At 34.0% G+C, this 19,483-nt stretch carries 22 protein-coding genes; 3 read left to right on the top strand and 19 right to left on the bottom strand.

Annotated features, from left to right (window positions below; all coding sequences use genetic code 11):
- Positions 1-229: 229 nt before the first annotated feature.
- The 6 genes from moaA to MHB47_RS03570 are packed head-to-tail and all read right to left on the bottom strand — an operon-like array spanning position 230 to position 4,309.
- Entirely contained in the window at positions 230-1,252 is a 1,023-nt protein-coding gene (gene moaA, locus MHB47_RS03595; protein ID WP_340755204.1) for a GTP 3',8-cyclase MoaA, read from the bottom strand.
- A 14-nt stretch (positions 1,253-1,266) separates the two neighbouring features.
- Positions 1,267-1,875: a molybdenum cofactor guanylyltransferase MobA gene (mobA, locus tag MHB47_RS03590; RefSeq protein WP_340755202.1), complete on the bottom strand. Its 609-nt coding sequence runs from the start codon at positions 1,873-1,875 to the stop codon at positions 1,267-1,269.
- A gap of 7 nt (positions 1,876-1,882) precedes the next feature.
- Positions 1,883-2,116 (bottom strand): molybdopterin converting factor subunit 1, encoded by a 234-nt coding sequence (gene moaD, locus MHB47_RS03585; RefSeq protein WP_046465836.1) that lies wholly within the window; start codon positions 2,114-2,116, stop codon positions 1,883-1,885.
- The gene (locus tag MHB47_RS03580) at positions 2,113-2,565 is read right to left on the bottom strand and encodes a molybdenum cofactor biosynthesis protein MoaE (RefSeq protein ID WP_002506945.1); all 453 of its coding nucleotides are present in this window, start codon (positions 2,563-2,565) and stop codon (positions 2,113-2,115) included. The genes moaD and MHB47_RS03580 overlap by 4 nt, the downstream gene beginning before the upstream one ends.
- A 5-nt stretch (positions 2,566-2,570) precedes the next feature.
- A complete protein-coding gene (gene mobB, locus MHB47_RS03575; protein ID WP_340755199.1) occupies positions 2,571-3,053 on the bottom strand; it encodes a molybdopterin-guanine dinucleotide biosynthesis protein B in 483 nt (160 codons plus the stop codon).
- Complete coding sequence (locus MHB47_RS03570; RefSeq protein WP_340755197.1) at positions 3,050-4,309, bottom strand: molybdopterin molybdotransferase MoeA; 1,260 nt, start codon at positions 4,307-4,309, stop codon at positions 3,050-3,052. The genes mobB and MHB47_RS03570 overlap by 4 nt, the downstream gene beginning before the upstream one ends.
- Before the next feature lie 64 nt (positions 4,310-4,373).
- On the opposite strand from MHB47_RS03570, the gene moaC reads away from it, so the two are divergent.
- Positions 4,374-4,859, top strand: coding sequence for a cyclic pyranopterin monophosphate synthase MoaC (gene moaC / locus MHB47_RS03565; RefSeq protein WP_340755195.1), 486 nt, complete (start codon positions 4,374-4,376; stop codon positions 4,857-4,859).
- Positions 4,860-5,052: 193 nt separating this feature from the next.
- Here the strand turns inward: moaC and MHB47_RS03560 are convergent, their stop codons facing one another.
- Both MHB47_RS03560 and MHB47_RS03555 read right to left on the bottom strand, forming a co-directional pair.
- Positions 5,053-5,553, bottom strand: a complete 501-nt coding sequence (locus MHB47_RS03560; RefSeq protein WP_064783517.1) for a MogA/MoaB family molybdenum cofactor biosynthesis protein — start codon at positions 5,551-5,553, stop codon at positions 5,053-5,055.
- 12 nt (positions 5,554-5,565) lie between these two features.
- Positions 5,566-6,570 (bottom strand): ThiF family adenylyltransferase, encoded by a 1,005-nt coding sequence (locus MHB47_RS03555; protein ID WP_340755193.1) that lies wholly within the window; start codon positions 6,568-6,570, stop codon positions 5,566-5,568.
- A gap of 269 nt (positions 6,571-6,839) precedes the next feature.
- Here MHB47_RS03555 and cudC point away from each other — a divergent pair, with 269 nt between their 5' ends.
- Positions 6,840-7,394, top strand: coding sequence for a choline uptake/conversion transcriptional regulator CudC (gene cudC / locus MHB47_RS03550; protein ID WP_021338415.1), 555 nt, complete (start codon positions 6,840-6,842; stop codon positions 7,392-7,394).
- Positions 7,395-7,529: 135 nt separating this feature from the next.
- Here the strand turns inward: cudC and MHB47_RS03545 are convergent, their stop codons facing one another.
- The 7 genes from MHB47_RS03545 to MHB47_RS03515 all read right to left on the bottom strand — a co-directional run bounded on the left by MHB47_RS03545 (position 7,530) and on the right by MHB47_RS03515 (position 14,524).
- Positions 7,530-8,135 carry an ATP-binding cassette domain-containing protein gene (locus MHB47_RS03545; RefSeq protein ID WP_340755190.1) on the bottom strand — a complete coding sequence of 202 codons (606 nt, stop codon included), beginning with the start codon at positions 8,133-8,135 and terminating at the stop codon, positions 7,530-7,532.
- Complete coding sequence (gene modB / locus MHB47_RS03540) at positions 8,136-8,807, bottom strand: molybdate ABC transporter permease subunit (protein ID WP_340755188.1); 672 nt, start codon at positions 8,805-8,807, stop codon at positions 8,136-8,138.
- 12 nt (positions 8,808-8,819) lie between these two features.
- Positions 8,820-9,605, bottom strand: a complete 786-nt coding sequence (modA, locus tag MHB47_RS03535) for a molybdate ABC transporter substrate-binding protein (protein WP_340755187.1) — start codon at positions 9,603-9,605, stop codon at positions 8,820-8,822.
- 117 nt (positions 9,606-9,722) lie between these two features.
- Positions 9,723-11,213, bottom strand: a complete 1,491-nt coding sequence (gene galT / locus MHB47_RS03530) for a UDP-glucose--hexose-1-phosphate uridylyltransferase (RefSeq protein ID WP_340755185.1) — start codon at positions 11,211-11,213, stop codon at positions 9,723-9,725.
- Positions 11,214-11,216: 3 nt separating this feature from the next.
- The gene (gene galE / locus MHB47_RS03525) at positions 11,217-12,218 is read right to left on the bottom strand and encodes a UDP-glucose 4-epimerase GalE (RefSeq protein WP_340755182.1); all 1,002 of its coding nucleotides are present in this window, start codon (positions 12,216-12,218) and stop codon (positions 11,217-11,219) included.
- Between the two features lie 35 nt (positions 12,219-12,253).
- Positions 12,254-13,414 carry a galactokinase gene (locus MHB47_RS03520; protein WP_340755181.1) on the bottom strand — a complete coding sequence of 387 codons (1,161 nt, stop codon included), beginning with the start codon at positions 13,412-13,414 and terminating at the stop codon, positions 12,254-12,256.
- A 96-nt stretch (positions 13,415-13,510) separates the two neighbouring features.
- Complete coding sequence (locus tag MHB47_RS03515) at positions 13,511-14,524, bottom strand: LacI family DNA-binding transcriptional regulator (RefSeq protein WP_340755180.1); 1,014 nt, start codon at positions 14,522-14,524, stop codon at positions 13,511-13,513.
- 199 nt (positions 14,525-14,723) lie between these two features.
- Here MHB47_RS03515 and fdhD point away from each other — a divergent pair, with 199 nt between their 5' ends.
- Positions 14,724-15,527: a formate dehydrogenase accessory sulfurtransferase FdhD gene (gene fdhD / locus MHB47_RS03510; RefSeq protein ID WP_340755178.1), complete on the top strand. Its 804-nt coding sequence runs from the start codon at positions 14,724-14,726 to the stop codon at positions 15,525-15,527.
- Positions 15,528-15,655: 128 nt separating this feature from the next.
- Here the strand turns inward: fdhD and MHB47_RS03505 are convergent, their stop codons facing one another.
- The 4 genes from MHB47_RS03505 to MHB47_RS03490 form a co-directional block, all read right to left on the bottom strand.
- On the bottom strand, positions 15,656-16,402 hold the full coding sequence (locus MHB47_RS03505) for a GNAT family N-acetyltransferase (RefSeq protein WP_340755176.1): 747 nt from the start codon (positions 16,400-16,402) through the stop codon (positions 15,656-15,658).
- Positions 16,403-16,439: 37 nt separating this feature from the next.
- Positions 16,440-16,988 carry a biotin transporter BioY gene (locus tag MHB47_RS03500; RefSeq protein WP_340755175.1) on the bottom strand — a complete coding sequence of 183 codons (549 nt, stop codon included), beginning with the start codon at positions 16,986-16,988 and terminating at the stop codon, positions 16,440-16,442.
- 178 nt (positions 16,989-17,166) lie between these two features.
- Positions 17,167-18,069 carry an ABC transporter substrate-binding protein gene (locus MHB47_RS03495; RefSeq protein WP_002506928.1) on the bottom strand — a complete coding sequence of 301 codons (903 nt, stop codon included), beginning with the start codon at positions 18,067-18,069 and terminating at the stop codon, positions 17,167-17,169.
- Between the two features lie 162 nt (positions 18,070-18,231).
- On the bottom strand, positions 18,232-19,389 hold the full coding sequence (locus MHB47_RS03490; RefSeq protein WP_422055654.1) for an acyl-CoA dehydrogenase family protein: 1,158 nt from the start codon (positions 19,387-19,389) through the stop codon (positions 18,232-18,234).
- Between the last annotated feature and the right edge of the window lie 94 nt (positions 19,390-19,483).

Below are 19,483 nucleotides of genomic sequence, written 5' to 3'. Positions count from 1 at the left end.
TTTATTAATAGAATATCTTAAAAAATCTTTATTTTAAAATTTGAAAATGTCTATTATTAACCTTTATTTTGTTAAATAAATAGAATGATTTTTTTATCTTGTGATTTAACACAAAAAACGCTGAGAGCATATTTATTTAAGCTGCTCCAGCGTTTTATGATTTTAGTTATTATGTCAGCGTCAAAACTATAACAAGTCTAATAGATAGATTGACAACTATCTAGTGATACTAACCACCAATATAATTCATATTAATTTTTTTGCGCTTTCTATTTGCTACGGTTTGTTCCGTACGTTCATCTGAATATCTATCATCTCTAACGTTCCATAGTACTTTAAATTGTTCAAATAGCTCGTCATCAGTTGCTCCAGCACGCATAAATGATTTCACATTAAAGCCATCTACTGTACTAAATAGACAACTATAGAACTTACCGTCTGATGACAATCGACCGCGTGTACAAGTAGAGCAGAAAGATTGAGATACACTAGTGATAAGACCAAACTGCGCACCATTATCTTTATGACGATAATATTTAGCGACTTCGCCAAAATATTTTGGCTCAACAGATTCAATATCAAACTCATTTTCTATCATATTTAACATTTCATCTTTTGTTACCACTTTACTAAAATCCCATCCATTATCATTTCCAACATCCATAAATTCTATAAATCTAATCTCAATATCTTTCTCTTTGAAATACTGAATCATAGGTAGAATTTGGTTATCATTTACACCTTTTTGTATAACCACATTTACTTTCACATGGAATCCTATGGAAATTGCATAATCAATCTGTTGCAATATTGTAGAAGCTTTTATATTTCTATTATTAATCGCTTGAAACACTTTGTCTTCAATTGCATCTAAACTTACATTAATACGTCTTAAACCTGCATCATATAATTTTTGACCATGTTTTTTTAACAATAAGCCATTTGTCGTTAGACCAATATCTTCTACGCCATCAATCTGATTCAATTCATAAATCAATTTATATAAATCACGTCTGAGTAATGGTTCACCGCCTGTAATACGTATTTTTTTCACACCTAATCGTGTGTATACTTTCGAAATACGTACCATTTCATCAAATGTAAGAAGCTCGTCTTTAGGTAAGAAAACAAAATCATCGCCAAATATTTCTTTAGGCATGCAATAATCACAACGGAAATTGCATCGATCTGTAACTGATAATCTTAAGTCACGTATCGGCCGCCCGAGTTTATCAGTGATTTGTTCTACCATATCGTTAGCCCCCTTTATCTATTTATAATTTCATGTTGTAAAGCGTCCAAATCATGCTGGAAATTAATATTTTTATACCAATAATCAGGTGAGTCAATTGTATTAACATCTAACCAATCGCTTGCAACTTTAGTATAAACATTCTTTAAACTATAATCATCTGAATTCAGTGCCTTATCAATGTAAGTTAAAGTATGTGGACTGTAAAAGGCAAGTGTAGGTATCGGTCTACCCGCTTCTTGAAAACCTGCAATATCTAACTGGTCTTCAATAAGGTGTTCCACCATAAATTGATATAATTTACTTATCGCTTTTTGAGTAATCATAGGTGAGTCAACGGAAATAACAAAGAAAAGTTCTTCCTCTAGGTGTTGGCTCATGACTGATCTAATACCTGCCAAAGGCCCTTTATCTTTATTCTGGTGTTCATCTATAATTATATTTGGGTAATCAAATTGTGTCGCAAGATTTTCATTGGTACTTATAATAATTTGATTAAACATGTTCGTTGCTTCTAACACATCTATAATTCGCTCATAAAATGTTTGCGATTCAATTTGTGCAAAAGCCTTAGGTTCACCGAATCTCTCTGACTGTCCTCCGGCAAGTATAATTGCTTTCATCTCTTCTTTACCCTCCGCTAACTGGTGGAATCAATGCGACAGTGTCATTAGGTTGGACAATGTCATCATTTTTCACAAATTCTTCATTTACTGCTATTTGAAATTTTTTATCGCTAATACTAGGATAACGTTTAAATAAATCTGTAATAAATTCATCTACAGTAATATCATAACTTAAATCGATGTCTTCTGATTGTTTTGCTAATATTTCTTTTATCTCTGCAAAATAAAGTACTCTCAAGATTGGCCTCCTTCAATCGCATCCTCATAGCTTCCATGTTGATGTCCTTGCCATTGTGCACCATCTTCCCATATTTCCTTTTTCCAAATAGGTACGATTTCTTTGATACGCTCAATTGCATATTCATTTGCTCTGTATGCATCTTTTCGATGTGGCGAAGATACACTAATAAGTACTGCAATATCTGAAATAGCTAACGGGCCAATTCTATGAACGATTGTTGTTTGTGTACCAGGCCATTGTTCTGAAATTTCATCACCTATTTGAGCTAACTTTTTTTCTGCCATAGGAATATAGGCTTCATACTCTAAATACTCTGTTTTAATTCCTTTTGTCCATTCTCTTACATGACCTGTAAAAACAACAACTGCACCTTGATGTTCATTCAGTACATAAGATCTATATTGCTCTGTCTGTATCGGCTCGCTTGTCACTTCAAATTGCTTCATTTAATTCATTCCTTTGATATTAAAAAAGATAATAACCATTGGTCATACTGACGTAAAGCCTCTGGTTTTGATATATTAATGGCATACTTAATATGTGTTAAATGATTTAGTGCATTTCGGTCGTTTTCATCACGATAAACTAACACTTTATCGTAACTTGCTTCTTTAAAACCCTCTACCAATATTACGTTACTGTCTATTGTAACAGATTCATCTATGATTTCATCAAGCGTTTTGTTTTGTGTTCTGGTGACACTTTGTTGGTAAGCATTACCTTGAACAATACTTTGATCTGCACCTGCATAAAAGTGTTTCATATGGTCAACATGATTATTTTGTAATGTGATATCAGGGTCGTCCTCAGAGTTATGATGTCCATGATGTTTCACCGTTGCTACTGTGTGGTGATGTTCTTTTAATACCTGAATTGTATGTTCTATTAATGTGGTTTTCCCAGAGTTTTTCAATCCAACAATTTGTAAAATCATATAAAGCATTCCGTTTCATAAGCTAGTGATTCAGTTAATATTACATTTACCGTATAACCTTTTTTATATCCTCTTGTTCCACCTGGTAACATAATCATGGCATTACTATGTGCAATCGCTACAACTGCACCTGATTTGTTAAATCCTGAAGGAACCGCTGTCATTTCTTTGCCGTTAAAAGTGACCGTCGCACGAATAAATCTCGTAAATGGGTTTGCTTTTGTAAAATCTTCCATCAATGTAGCTTGCACGACTTGAGGATAAAGTGCATTTGCGTGCATCATATGTTGAACTGCTGGCTTAACGTATAACTCAAAGCCTGTAAAGCATGCTGATGGATTTCCAGATAAACCAAATAGATACTTACCTTCTGCTACTGCTACTGTCGTCACACTTCCTGGACGCATAGCAATTTTATTAAAAAGGACTTCAGCATTTAATGCTTCGTATATTTGTGGTAAATAATCAAAATCCCCAACTGATACACCACCAGTAGTAATGACGATATCATGTTGTTGCATCGCTTCTGTAACCACTTGAATACTACTTTCTAAATCATCTTGTTGTATTTGATAACGTTTTACTTGTAAGTCTAATTTACTAGCCAATCCAGTAATCATTGGCCCATTAGAATTCCTTATTTTCCCAGGTTCTAAATCATCACTTACATCTAATAACTCACTGCCTGTAGCAATTACGGCTACGCTTGGTTTTTTAAAAACAGGAACTTGTGCATAGCCATATGTAGCTAATACTGCAATGGCACCAGGATTAATTTGTTGTCCTTTTTGTAAAATAACGTCACCTATTTGAGTTTCTTCACCTTTTAAAGAGACGTTTTCATTTGATTTAAATGCCTTACGTAATGTGAAACTTTGTCCTTGTTCTACAGTTTGTTCTAACATGACGACTGCATCTGCACCTTCAGGCATCGCGGCACCTGTCATAATTCGAACTGCTTCAAACGCACCAACTTTTTTATCCGAAACAGCACCGGCACCAATATGGTCAATCACATTGAAAGTTAGACGGTGCGCACCACTTGCATTTGTTGTATCTTTACTTCTAATGGCAAAACCATCATAGGGTGATTTGTTAAAACGGGGAATTTCGTATGTAGCAATAATATCTTCAGCCAATACATGGTTTAAGCTAGCATCTAGGGGCACTGTAGTCTCACCCATATAAATATTTTGACTCACAACGCGTTCAATGGCTTCACCTACTGGAATTGGATTTCTTTTCTCAACTGGCATCTAAATCTACTCCTTATATTAATTAATTTCGTGATATACTAGAAAACGATTAGGAGGGATATGTTTGTCTGAATTTACACATATTAATGAACAGGGCAATGCTAAAATGGTAGATGTTTCTGAAAAAAATATTACGAAACGTACTGCAATTGCACATTCAAGCATTACCGTAAACCCAGAAATCTATCAACAAATTGTTGATCATACAAATAAAAAAGGAAATGTTCTTAATACTGCACAAATTGCAGGTATTATGGCTGCTAAAAACACTGCTGATATTATTCCAATGTGTCATCCTTTACCACTAACAGGTATTGATGTTGAATTTCAGTGGCAGAAGCATACGCAAACTTTCACTTTGAATATCCAAGCAACTGTGTCTACTACTGGAAAAACAGGTGTCGAAATGGAAGCATTAACTGCTGCAACTGCTGTAGCACTTACTGTATATGATATGACAAAAGCTTTAGACAAAGGTATGGTTATTGGCGAAACTTATTTACTATCTAAATCAGGTGGTAAATCTGGTGATTTTGAACGAAAAGCATAATTAATATTTACGCTCAACTCGAATAAAGTCTCTAAGACATAAATACGTGTCTCAGCCTCAATAATTATATTGGCAGTAGCCTATCTCATATATAAATACACTAATGTGAAGCTCTTGTATTCTTTTTTCTAGTAAACCTTGTGAGAGGGCGGGAAAGATATCAAATTTCGTATTTTGATTCTTCTCACCCTCTTTATTTAGTTATTTCTTTAACCAAATGATTTAGTTCTGGTTTTATTAACTTCTCCAATGCTAATTTAACAGCTCCAGTAGATCCTGGAATACTAAAGATTAACTTGTCATTTACTGTCCCCGCGATTGCTCGAGACAATAATGCTCTCGTACCTACATCCTCAGCATAACTAAGATATCTAAACAGCTCTCCAAATCCTTCAATTTCTTTAGTAAAAAATGAAGATACTGCTTCTATAGTTACATCTCTTTGTGCAATACCAGTGCCACCTGTAGTAACAATCACATCGATATCTTCACTTAACCATTGCTCAACTTGCATTTGAATCGCTTCTTGTTCATCTTTTACTATTTTATAATGCGCCTTATCGATTGAAACATTTAATTCCGATAACAACTCTATTACTAATTTACCACCCTTGTCTGTCTTATAATCTCGTGTATCAGAAACTGTCAATACTGCACATTTTATATCTTGATTTAACTTAACATTTGTATGCATTGTTACACTCCTTTAGCCAAATAGTTGGTTTATTAAAGTAATCGCTTGTTGAGGATTCGTCATACCATGTATCAGTAATCTGCCACCTTTAAAGCTAACAATACGATAGCCATTATATTCAAAGTGAATCATATAAGGATTACGTCGATAGGCAATATTTTGCTGAGTTAAAAATGTTTCTAATATTTCCTGGGAAATATTAGGGTTTTCGTATTGCACTGTATCCCTACCACACAAACTAGCAAACTGTCGTTTCGTTTCATTTAAATGTGGATACGTAGGTGCGCAACCACAAGTCTTGCAATCGCTCCGTTGTAGTTTACTAAATCCAAATGTAAAGTGTGTGCCTTCCCATAAATCTCCATAAATTACTTTAGTCGGAACGTGTTGTTCTGTTAAAATTTTTAGCGCATCCCTCATCTGCAAACTTGTAGTCATCGTCACTGCAGGTTGAATTACACCTACCGTATCACATGTCATGTTTATAGCTGGTAACTGTGGCACTAAGCAATTAAAACATGGCGTGTGTCCTGGAATAAAAGCAGCTTCTACATAAGTACTTTGGACTACCCCACCATAAATCCACGGTATGCCTTTTTGAAAAGCAAAATCATTAATTAACTGTCTCGTTTCAAAGTTATCTGTTGCATCTAATATAAGTTGAGCTGAACCAGCATTGTCATCTAAAAACTGACGATTTACATGTGCAATATAACTATGAATCTTCAAATCTTGTCTAATATCCAATAATTTTTGTTTAGCAGCAACAACTTTTGGCAAACCTTCCAACGCATCCGATTCACTAAATAACGTTTGTCTTTGAAGATTACTATATTCGATATAATCTCTGTCTACAATAGTTAATGTACCAACCCCTGCTCTAACTAAACTTTCAGCAAGATGTGTACCAAGTGCCCCCACACCTACAATGAGCACGTGTGATTGCATGATTTTATCTTGTCCTTTAGGACCTATATGTTTAAATAACGTTTGTCTTGAATAGCGGTCTTTTGTCACTACAATAACCCTCTCTATACATCATTGTATCCATTATAAATCTTGCATGCGAGAGTAACAACGGTTTGCCATTAATATTACAAAAAGTAGTGAATTCCCTATGTATTTTTGATTCTGAGCACTAGCAATGATTGGTATAACTAGAAAAGTTAAAGGTTTTATTCATACACTTAATATGCTCTAAATCATGCCGCACGTTACTTATAAAGCATATCCTTTAATTATATGTTCGTGTTACAATAAGTTAACTATTACATGGAGGTGAATCAATGGCACGTTCAAAAGACTATGAACAACTATTGGAGCAAGCAAAAGATATCGTCATCAATTCAATTGGAGAAACCATGGATCTTTATGGAGTCAATCGTAGTGTAGGTAATCTATATGGCACGATGGTTTTTGAACAAAGTAATATGACACTAGATGAAATGCGTTATGAATTACAAATGAGTAAGCCCAGTATGAGTGCAGGTGTTAAAAGACTGCAAGAATTTGATGGCGTAAAACAAGAGTTTGTTCGAGGAAGTAGAAAACAACACTTTACTGCTGAAAAAGACTTTTTTACGTTTTTTGGAAACTTCTTTTCACAAAAATGGAAACGTGAAATCAAATTGAATTCAGAAGCAATATACAAAGCTGAATCTTTATTGAATCCCATTATTCATTCAGAAACTGCTACACCTGAAATCATAGAAGAAGCACAAGAAATTTTAGAGCAAATAGAACATTCTAAACTCTATTATGCTTGGCTATCTACTCTAACAGATGCGCTCAATTCAGGAGAAATATTTGACTATTTTCCAATTCCGGAAAATAAATTATAATCGACATGTCAACATAATAAGACCAATCCATAAATACTAATAATGGATTGGTCTTATTTTTAATATTTTATAATTTCACAAGTACCTAATCACCTAGAATATATCTTGAGCTTGCAGCATCTTATCAGCAATCATTCATTCAATATTAATCACTTCATGAGCCAGTGCCTCTGCTTCATAATTAGAATGTGTTACAAAAATAATTGGTATTTGCCACTCTTCAAATATGCGCTTTACTAACTGAATACTTTCATCTTTAGTCGTATCATCCAAGCTTGAAAATGGTTCGTCCAATAATATGAGATCTGGTCTAGTACTTAACGTTCTTGCTAATGCCACACGCTGGGATTCTCCACCCGACAGTCTCATTGGAAACTGTGATTTTAAATGCGTAATGTTTAATTGATGCATCAAAGTCTCTATATGTTCAGAAGGTTGCGCCATAAAAGTTATATTCTGATACACATCCATATTAGGAAACAATTGATAATCTTGAAATAAGTATCCAATATTACGCTGTTGAATTTTCACATCTATATTGTTAGGCGTATCAGTTAAAATACGTTCATTAACTTCTATATGTGCCTTATTTGCACTTTTCAATCCTGCTATAATATTTAAAATTGTTGTTTTACCAATACCGGAAGGACCTTTAACTGCATAAATTTTAGGTTCAGTATCTTGTATGCTCATATGCAATTGCGTGTTTTTGAGCGCATGCTCTAAATGTAATTTCAACAATTAATCTACCTCCCGATAACGGTCTTTATTCAACACATTGATTGTGCCAATTACTGTAATCGCAAATGCGACAAGGACAATCACCCACAACCACGCTTGATTTTCTTTACCTTGTTCTACTAAAAAGTATATTTCTAAAGGTAACGTATTCGTTTTATTAGGTATGTAACCAGCAACCATCAGTGTCGCACCAAATTCCCCTATTGCTCGGGCAAAGCTCATCATAATTCCTGATAATATCGGACGCTTGGACAATGGTAAAATTAATTTGAAAAATATCTTGTTTTCACTCGCACCCATCGTTCGTGCAGTATTGAGCATTTTATTATCTATACTACGAAACCCTTGAACAGTATGCTGATACATCAATGGAAAACTCACAATCACAGATGCAATAACTGCTCCAGTCAGCGTAAAAACTACTGGTAAATGTAATACATCCGTAAAAAATGCACCAACAAAACTTCTAGGTGAAAAGACAATTAATAAAATAAATCCCATAACAGTTGGTGGTAATACAATAGGTAAAATAATTATACTTTCTAAGATTCTAGCAATAAAACCATGTCGTTTATACAACCATCTTGAAACAACGATACCAATAAAAGTAACGATGGTTGTACTAATAACAGCTACTTTGAGTGATATCCAAAATGGTGTAACATCTACCATTGCTAAAACCTCCTATGCTTCAAATTGATACTTTTCTAATATTTCTTTAGCTTGATCTGTCTTAAGAAAGTCAATCCATGCTTTAGCTAACTGCTTATCTGTTGTTGTCGCTGCTTTATAAACAATGGGTTGCTTTAAATCAGCTGCATCGATTTCTTTAACATGACTCTCGCCATTTTGCTGGCTTTGATATAAGTCAGTTTTATACACATACCCTAATTGCGCATTACCTTTTTCAACATAGTTTAGTACTTGTCGCACATCTTTAGCAAATACTAAATTAGGTTTCACTTGTTCGTATAAACCGTTATCTTTTAAATATTGCTGGGCGTATTTCCCCGCTGGCACAGAATTAACCTCACCAATGGCTAATTTATCGCCTTCTTGTAGAGATTCAACCGATTTATAATTACTGTCCTTGGCACCAATAAGTACGAGTTTATTTTTAGCGTATTCATATGTATTTTGTGCTTTATCTTTATCTTGTAATGCATCAACGTCTTTCTTGTTCGCTGACATAAACACATCTACAGGCGCACCTTTTTCAATCTGTTGTCTTAATGAACCAGACCCACCATAATTAAATGTAACATTTGCATCTTTATGATCTGCTTCAAATGCTCGTTTCAATTCTTTAGTTGCGTCAGTCAGACTTGCTGCTGCTGAAATATGTAGTTCTTGTTTTTTTTCGTTTCCATCAGAATTGCTATCGTTTTTGCTCTTACTGTTTCCATTTGAACACCCTGCTAATACTAGACATAGCGTCATAAACATTACGATTAAATATTTTATTTTCATATAAAACAACTCCTATCACTTATAATTATATTCTTATTCATAAAAAAACAAAAGACCTAAATGATAGTACTTAGGCCTTTTGTAAGCGTATATTTTTTATAATTGTGAGGCGCTGTTTTATAGTTGTTCAATAAAGCGTTTAAACGCGTGATGACCTTGTTCTGTATTCTTAAATACGCCAGCATCTTCTAATACACGTTTGAATTTAAATCCTACTTCTTTATCTACAACTTCATCGACATTATTTACATTAATATCATATGATTGTTTCATTTCTTCAGCCCATTGTTGATGTATTCCTAAATCTATTTGAGTTTTATCTAATAAATAATCTTTAACTTGTTGTAATTCTTGTTTTAGTCGCCCTGGTAATATAGCAGTTCCCATTACTTCAATTAGACCTATATTTTCTTTCTTAATATGTTGCACGTCTTTATGTGGATGGAAGATGCCATCAGGGAATTGTTCTGAAGTTTGATTGTCTCGTAAGACAATGTCTAATTCATATTGTTGTTCCCTATATCTTGCGATTGGTGTAATCGTATGATGACGTTCACCATTAATGCTAAATGCTTTAATATCCACACTATCATCCGAATATTGATTCCATTGTGTCATGACATAAGTAGCTGCTTCAATCAGTTGCGCTCTATTGTCGCCTTTCAAACGAATAACACTCATTGGCCAATTTAAAGTGCTAGCTTGAACTGATGGATAATTAGCAATAGTAAATTGATTTATTTCAGCAGCGTTATCCATCGGAAATACATGTCTTCCAGTTTGATAATGATTGTGCGATAAAATTGATCCACCCACAAGAGGTATATCCGCGTTAGACCCAATAAAATAATGAGGAAATTGATCTATAAAATCTAACAAATTAATGAAAGTATTTTTATTGATTTCCATAGGGACATGTTGTTCAGATAAAACAATACTATGTTCAGCAAAATAGGCATATGGCGAAAATTGGAAGCCCCACTTTGCACCATTTAAATTTAAGCGAATGACGCGGTGATTTGTTCTTGCAGCTTGTAGCACTGAACCTTTAAAGCCTTCATTTTCTATGCATAATGCACATTTCGGATAAGCGGTAGCTGGTGCTTCTTTCGCTTTTGCAATTTGTTTTGCATCTTTTTCAGGTTTTGATAGATTAATCGTGACTTCAATATCTCCGTATTCAGTAGCAACATCATAATTAATATTATTCGCAATTGCATCTTCTTTGACATAGTGATTACGTTTAGCTATGTCATAAAAATAATCTGTAGCCGCTTCTGGTGACAGTTTATATGCTTCGTTAAACTTGCGGTTAATTACCGATGGGCGTGGTGTAATTAAGTCTAGAATTTGAGCTTCAACAATTTCTTTACTATATAATGCATCTTCAATACAATTTTCACTAACAGCTTGGCGAATCCAATATTGTGTAATTTCATTTGCTGTCGCATCTTTATTTAATTCAGACACTGCTGAATCATCAATACCTTTTGCATTTAAATTACGCAATAGTTGGTTTTGAATATAAATGCTATCTTCTTCTTCATAAACACCATACGAAATTGCTTGTGATACAAATTGTTGTACTAATTGTTGATTTAATAACATGCATTAACCCTCCACATTTTCTTGATATCCATTTGGATGTTGATGATGCCATTGCCACGCTGAATTAATAATATCGTTAATGTTATCGTGCTGTGGTTTCCAGCCAAGCACTTGTTGCGCCTTATCACTTGATGCGATTAATTTACTTGGATCACCTGCTCTTCTTTCTCCTACTACTGCTTCAATAGGTTCATTTGTTACTGTTCTTGCAGCTTCTAGAATTTCAAATACCGAATAACCTTGACTACTTCCTAAATTAAATGCACCAGATGCTCCGCCGTTTTGTAAATGTTGATACGCCAAAATATGCGCATCTATTAAATCAACGACGTGAAGATAATCACGAATACATGACCCATCTTCTGTATCATAATTATCACCGAATATTGTTAAGTATTCTCTTTGTCCAAGTGCGACTTCTAATACAATTGGTATAAGATGTGTCTCTGGACGGTGGTCTTCACCAATAGCGCCATTTTCTTTAGCACCTGCAACATTAAAATAACGCAGTGCTGCATAATTAACCCCGTATGCTTTATGACTCCAGTGCATCATTTTCTCCATCATCAATTTACTTTCACCATATGGACTTGTAGGTGTTTTAGAATCTTCCTCAGTAATAGGTACTGAATCTGGCTCACCATAAACTGCAGCTGTCGAAGAAAAAATAATATGTTCTACTTGATGGTCATACATGACTTCTAATAACACTTGTAATCCGTACACATTATTATTGAAATAGGCTAACGGTTTTTCTACAGATTCACCAACTAATGAATAAGCACAAAAATGGAAGACACCTTCGATGCTTTCTTTATTAAAGACATCATCTAAAAATGCTTTGTCTCGAATGTCTCCTTCATAAAACGTAGCTTCTTTATGCACAGCTGCTCTATGTCCTGTACCTAGATTATCTACTACAATAACGTTGTATCCTCTTGCAATTAACTGATCTACCGCATGACTTCCTATATAACCAGCGCCACCTAAAACTAAAACAGACATATACAAAATCCTTTCTCTATTCATTGATTAATAATTTATAATGATTTAACGCCATCACTTATACCCACATGATAAAATGACGGAGCGTAACCGATGCGCTCTATATATTGCTTAGAAACTTCATTTTCCAATTGTTTTACACTATCTTTATGTACTAAAGCAATTGCGCAACCTGCGAAGCCAGCACCAGTCATTCTAGCTCCCAACACGCCATCAACTTGCTGAGCTGTTTCTGCTAAAGTATCTAATTCTATCCCTGTAACTTCATAATCTTCTTTTAATGAGGCGTGAGATTCATTTAATAACTTTCCAAATTGATCAAAGTTATTTTCTGCTAACGCTCGATGTGCTTTTTTCGTGCGTTCATTCTCCGAAACTGCGTGTCTTGCACGACGACGCTTCACTTCATCCTCAATAAGATCTTGATGCTGTTCAAATTGTTCTAATGACAGCTCCCCTAATGATGCAATATCAAGTGCTTGTTGCAACGAAGCTAATGCCGACTCACATTGTGCTCTACGTTCATTATATTTACTTTCTGTAAGAGAACGTCGCTTGTTCGTATTCATAATTGATATGACATAATCTCCAAATTTCGCAGGTACATAATCAAATTCTAAAGTTGCGGTATCTAGTAATATTGCTTGCTCAGCTTTACCCATACCAATAATAAATTGATCCATAATACCTGAATTGACACCAATAAATTTATTTTCAACACGCTGTCCTATTTTTATAAGTGCTAAGCGTTCTAAATCTAAAGTAAACAACTGCTTAATGAGCCAGCCAGTTAATAATTCAATAGACGCTGACGATGACAAACTTGCCCCATTTGGAATATTTCCTTCAACTAAAATATTGAAACCATGGTCTATGTCAGAGAATTGTTCACTTAAATATTTAACTACACCTTTAGGATAATTTGCCCAATCATGTGCCGCTTCGAATTCTAATTCATCTAACGTAAATGTAATCATACCAACCTCTTCAAAATTATTTGAATAAAGTTGAATAAGTTTATCATCTCGCTTTGTAGCTAGGCCATATGTACCCAACTCAATCGCAGCTGGAAAAACATACCCACCGTTGTAATCCGTATGTTCGCCTATTAAATTAATGCGTCCCGGAGCAAAAGCACTGACTTCAGCCTTAACGCCAAACAAAGTTTCAAACTTATCATGCATGGCTTGTAACATAATAACCCACTCCTCCTATATAAATCATTTTATCTATAATGATATTCTTCTAGTAAACATAATTAAAGTTTACTTGTTTACTAAATGTTTTGTCAATTAAGATTGTCTTTTTGTTTTAAAAGTATTCCGCTCTTTAAGCTGTGCTTCTACTACGACATGTATGGCAACGTGTCTCGTTTTATTAATGCGTTCTTCTGCCATTCGCACTGCAGTTCTACCAAATTCATCTACTGGTATGTGTACACTACTTATAGAAGGCACAGCATACTGTATGACTTCTAAATCATTAAAACTTATCAATTTAACATCTTTTGGAATTGCTATTTTTTCATATTGAATTTGTTGTAATATACCTATAGCAATCATGTCGTTCCCTGCTATAAAAACTTCAGGTAACCGATGCGCATTTAACAACGTTTTTACAGCTTCTTCACCATTTTCTTTTTTCCAGCCATTAATCATAGTTATTTCGTTAATTTGATGTTCAGAACACCATTCTCTATACGCTTTATATCTAACATCTGTATGATTTGAAAACGGTGTACCGGCTAAATCTCTAATCATATGACTACCACCGATATACGCAATTTGAGTCATTCCTAATGACTTGATTTCATCCAATAAGTTGGTCATAGAATAGTGTAAATCTGAATAGACAGCATCTATTGATTTCGGTGTATTAGGATTGTTAATGACAACTATATTTTCATTATATTCACGTAGTGTGTTCAATGCTTCTGTAGAAAAATTACCTACTACGATAATTGCCCCTGCCTTGTCGACTTTATATAAATCTAGATTTTTATCGTTTCCATCTATTCTAATTGTGCGCTTCAAAGACAAATTCAAACGTTTAACTTCAGCTTCTATTGCTAAGCGTATCTCTCTATAATAAGGGTCTGACATTTCTTTAGCTCGAGATGCATAGGTAATGATTTGAATGCTTTTATTTTTTCTAGCCGATTTTTGATATTGTAGTTCGTTTGCAACACGATGAATCCTTTCTCTCGTATTTTTTGAAACTGACAATGTTGGATCATTATTTAATACACGTGAAACAGTGCCAGGACTTACCTCTGCTTCACGTGCAATATCTCGTATACTTGCCATATCGAAATTCACCTCTTTAATTGTTTACCATAAGTTTACTTGTATATATCCTTTTAATCAATCTTGACTATTTTAAAAATCATTATAAATAATACAATGTGTAAATTAAAAATCCTTTGTTATATTCATAAACTGAATCTTTTTTTTACATTGAAAAATGCGCTAAAATGAAAGAGTGAATATGAAACGGGGTGTACTCATGCATGAAGATATACTGACCAATCAACCCATAGTACGGTTTGAGAACGGTAAGTTAGTAGAAACAAAGGATCATTACGTTACTGAGTTTCCATTAACAATTATGGTAAATGGCGAAGAATTTGCGACTATAATTTGCAGCCCGAACCACTTAGAAGAGCTTGTCTTAGGTTTCCTAGCATCTGAAGGAGCTATTTTAAAAAATGATGACTTAAAATCTATCCAAATAGATGATAGTAAAGGGTTTGCTCATGTTGAATTGACCAAATCTCTCAGTGAACGTTTCGAATATTCAACAAAGCGCATGATTGCGTCTTGTTGTGGTAAAAGTCGAGAGTTTTATTTTCAAAATGACGCGGCAGTCGCAAAGACTTCTATGTCTAAAATTGTGTTAAATCCAACTCAAGTACTCAATATGATGACCCGTTTGCAAAGCGCCAGTAAAATTTTCAAACAAACTGGTGGCCTTCATAATGCTGCGATTAGTGATGGCGATAAATTCTTTGAGCATCGTCAAGATATTGGTCGTCATAATGCATTAGACAAATTGTATGGTTATTGTATACAACGACATATACCTGTACGTAATAAAGTGTTGATATTTAGCGGTCGTATTTCATCAGAAATATTAATCAAAGCTGCGAAAATCGGTGTTGGCGTCATCTTATCGAAATCTGCTCCGACAACATTAGCAGTGACACTTGCTCAAGATTTAAACATTACTGCCATAGGATTTATTAGAGATGGTAATTTCAACATTTACAGTCATCCAGAACGCATAACACCTGTTGAAACTTTTGAGTAGTAATTTAAAATCTAAATCTTTACAGAAATTAGATTTTAAATATAAAAAGGACGCATCCATTTGATTACGGATGCGACCTTTTATTTTGAGCGTGAGTATTTTTGTCTCAGTCTCTATAATTATATTATTTAAATGTATTTAGCATTTTCTTTTAAAATTTGATAACAGTAACTTATATATATGTAACCTTGTCGGATATACATTTCCTTAGCACTGTCTTCACCGTCAGCTATTAATATAATCGGTTTCGTATCAGCTACTTCCGCCACAAAAGTTTGCATCGTACTGCCAATGCCTTGTTTCTGATAACTTTCATCTACACCAAAACCATCAATTTCCACAGTACATTGTGAAATGATTAAATCCAAAATCCCTACAGGCACATCTGCTTTATATGCGATTACACGAGATTTACTATCTTTATTGAATTGATTGCGTATTACTTCAATACTTTCGTCTGCATACGCTTTGCCAAACGGTTCAGCAAATTGACGATAAATTGTAATATAATCTTCTAATGTTTGTTCAGTAACAAACATGACTTTAATTTGATCATTTTTATGTTTTTTTATATTCTGAGATTCAATTGCATAGAGTTCCATTAGTCCTAGTTCAAAATCATATGTTTGAATTTTATCTAACCATTGTTGATCTAACAGTGTATTCTCAGGAAATGTAAATGCTAAATGATGAGATGCTTGCTTTTTATGCATATCTAATTGATTTTTCATATCTTGTTCCCAAGATATGATAGACGGCATTTGTTTATAATCCCATTTATTCACATCGTAGACTAAGGGTTCGTCAGGTGTCAGATAAATTGTCTTTAGTGTATCATCCACAAAAACATCACCTTGTTGAAATATATCATTCATCGAAATCACCACGATTCAATCACCTGCCCTTATATATTTATTTTATTAATTGTTTAAAACGACTATGATTAAGCATAATATTACCTATCAAACTTGCAATAATTGCTTTGACTAAATCCGCAGGCATGAAGACAAATGATAAAGTCACTGATTTTGAAATCGGTAAATTAGTCATAAGCCCCATAACAATTGTACCTACAATATCTAATAAAATAACACCAAAGATTATTGTTGTAACTAATAATACAGTAAAGTTTATTTTTTTGAAATACAAATCTCTTACTAAACCAATTAGATATGCAATGACTGGATACATGATTAAAAAGCCAGTAGAGGGTCCTGCGAATACACCTATACCACCACGTCCACCAGATAATAATGGCAAGCCAGTTGCTACAAGTAATAATAATACAATTACACTAAGTGCCCCGTATTTACGTCCAAGTAAAATTCCCGCTAAGAAAATACCAATATTTTGTAAAACGATAGGTACTGGCATAATTGGCAATGGAATAGCTGGCACAAATCCTAATACACCAATAATTGCTGTCATTAAAGCAGTGTATACTAAATATTTTGTCGTCATAGTCAATCCTCCTAATGAAAAAAATTATACCACAAATGTTAACTATTAAAAATAAAAAGTTTACAATAATTTATATATAATAAAAAAACACAACTCAACGGTATTAAGTCGTTGAATTGCGCTTTTTTAAAGCTGATTATAGTATTAATCGTAATACTTATTAATTTAACTCGGTATATTAGTTATTTAAAAATTTCTCTTTTAAATCTTTTCTCATAAACTCTAAAGTATATGGGTCATTATACCAATAAGTTTCAGCTTGCACTTCAAGCACATTGTCATTTTGAACTGCTGGTAAGTTATTCCATAGATTAGTTTTGGCATAAGCTGGTGTTGATTTCCCTTTACTTGTCGAAACAATATAATCGCCAGCATAGTCTGCTATTTTTTCTTGTTTCACTTCAGCCCAACCTTCTTTTTCAACTAAATCATTTAATTTATCAGGCATTTTAAGGCCAAATGCTTGATACAATACTTCTCCGCCACGGCCCCAGTTTGGTCCATAACTATATAGTTTTTTCTCGAATTCATCAAAAATTGAAACTGTTGCGTCTTCACCAATTTTATCTTTAATTTCTTTACCATCTTTTTTAGTTTGTGCTTTCCATTTGTCTTCCCATTCTTTTACTTCATCTTCTTTACCAAGTAACTTACCTAATTCCCTTTGTTGATCTAAATATTTATGTTTGCCGTAATCAAATACGACTGTTGGCGCAATCTTTTTATATTTTTTAATATTTTTGTCAGTAGAATATACAACGATTAGATCTGGTTTCGTTTTTGCTACTTTCTCAACATCATTCTCGCCAACTTTTTCAACATCTTTAAATTTATCTTTAAGGAGGCTACTACTATCGACTTGTTCATTTACCGCAACAATATTTCCACCAAGATATTTAATTCCGCCAGCATATGTAGGAGCAACTACTGCTATACGTTTTGGATCTTTTGGTATATCTATCTTTTTCCCACTATCTAATTTATAAGACTTTGTTTCAGCTTTTGAGTCACTGTCCGAATTATTACCACATGCTGCTAAAATAAGCACTAAAGCAATTAACGGAAACAATAATTTTTTCATAAATTTTCCTCCATTGAAAATGATTATCACTACCAATCGATTATATAATGACTAAAGTAAATTTACAATAGTAATCATAAGTATCTTCAAATTTTTTTGGATAACAAAAAATACATATAGACAATTTGTCTATATGTATTTTAACTGTTTGTTTATATATTTTTAAAAATGATCTAATACACTATGTGCAATATTCGTATACGCCATATCTTCCATCGGTGGATTGTGTAAACCTGCGCGCATATCTCTATAATAGCGTTGTAATGGTCTTTCCATTTGAAGACTTTTAGCACCAACAATTCGCATAGCTGTATCTATAACTTCTAACCCTTGGTTCATTACCAACACTTTACTTGCTGATGTTTCATTCCAAACCTTACTACCTGAAACCTCACGATTATATATCGCTGCAGTACTCCACAAGAAATGGCGTGCAGATAATAATTGAGCTTCCATCTTCCCAATATTTTGTTGCACAGTTGGAATATCACCAATAGTACCTTCAATACTATTTGGACTGTAATTTTTAGCAAAATCTACAGCATAGTCTCTTGCTGCTTGTGCAATACCAAGATACACACTTGGTATATGTAAAATCCAGCCATTCGGTTTCTTACCACCGGCGCCTCTTATTTCAACAAAGTTTTCTTGCGGGATGTGCACATCATTTAATAATAAATCATGACTTTCAGTTGCACGCATACCTATCATATTCCAATTATCTGCAATTTCTACACCAGGGGTATCTTTTTGTATTAAGAAAAAACCAACTTGATCGATGTCTTCATAATAAGCACTCACAACAAAATGTGTCAGCCCTTTACTCATTGAGGTAAACGTTTTTACTCCATTAACAACAAATCCATCATCTACTTTAACAGCGTTTGTCGCAGGTCTTCCGCCACGAGTTGGGCTACCAGTCTCAGCCTCACTAACTGCTCGATTTACTAACGCTCCATTTTTCACTGCTTCAGCAAAGCGATCTAACATAGTTGGTTCCCACATTTGTTGTTCATATAATTGGCCTACTACACTTAAATGCCATCCTATAGAAAGTGCAGTCGCACCATCAATAGATCCTAAATAGCTTTGTAATATAACCATATCTTCAACAGTTGCCCCTTCACCACCGTATGCTTTAGGTAAAGTAAGCAGTGTATATCCTTCTTTCACTAGCCATTCAATATTTTCATAAGGAAAGCGCGAATGGATATCATTATATTCCGCTTTCTCTTTAAATTGCGTTTTAACTGTATCTAGTTTTGCAATCCATTTTTCTTGAATATCCGTATGTATTAATGCGGAATAATTCACTTTCATCACCTCATCATTAACTTTATTACTATTTAAACTTAGTTTAACACTCGCCATTATTGAAAGAAAGCTTTTCAGCACCAAATCCCTACTTTACCGA

This window comes from Staphylococcus sp. FSL K6-3157 (assembly GCF_038005145.1).
In the GTDB taxonomy this organism is placed as follows: domain Bacteria; phylum Bacillota; class Bacilli; order Staphylococcales; family Staphylococcaceae; genus Staphylococcus; species Staphylococcus equorum.
The sequence above is the reverse complement of the archived record's forward strand: the minus strand, read 5'-3'. Positions and strand labels throughout refer to the sequence as shown.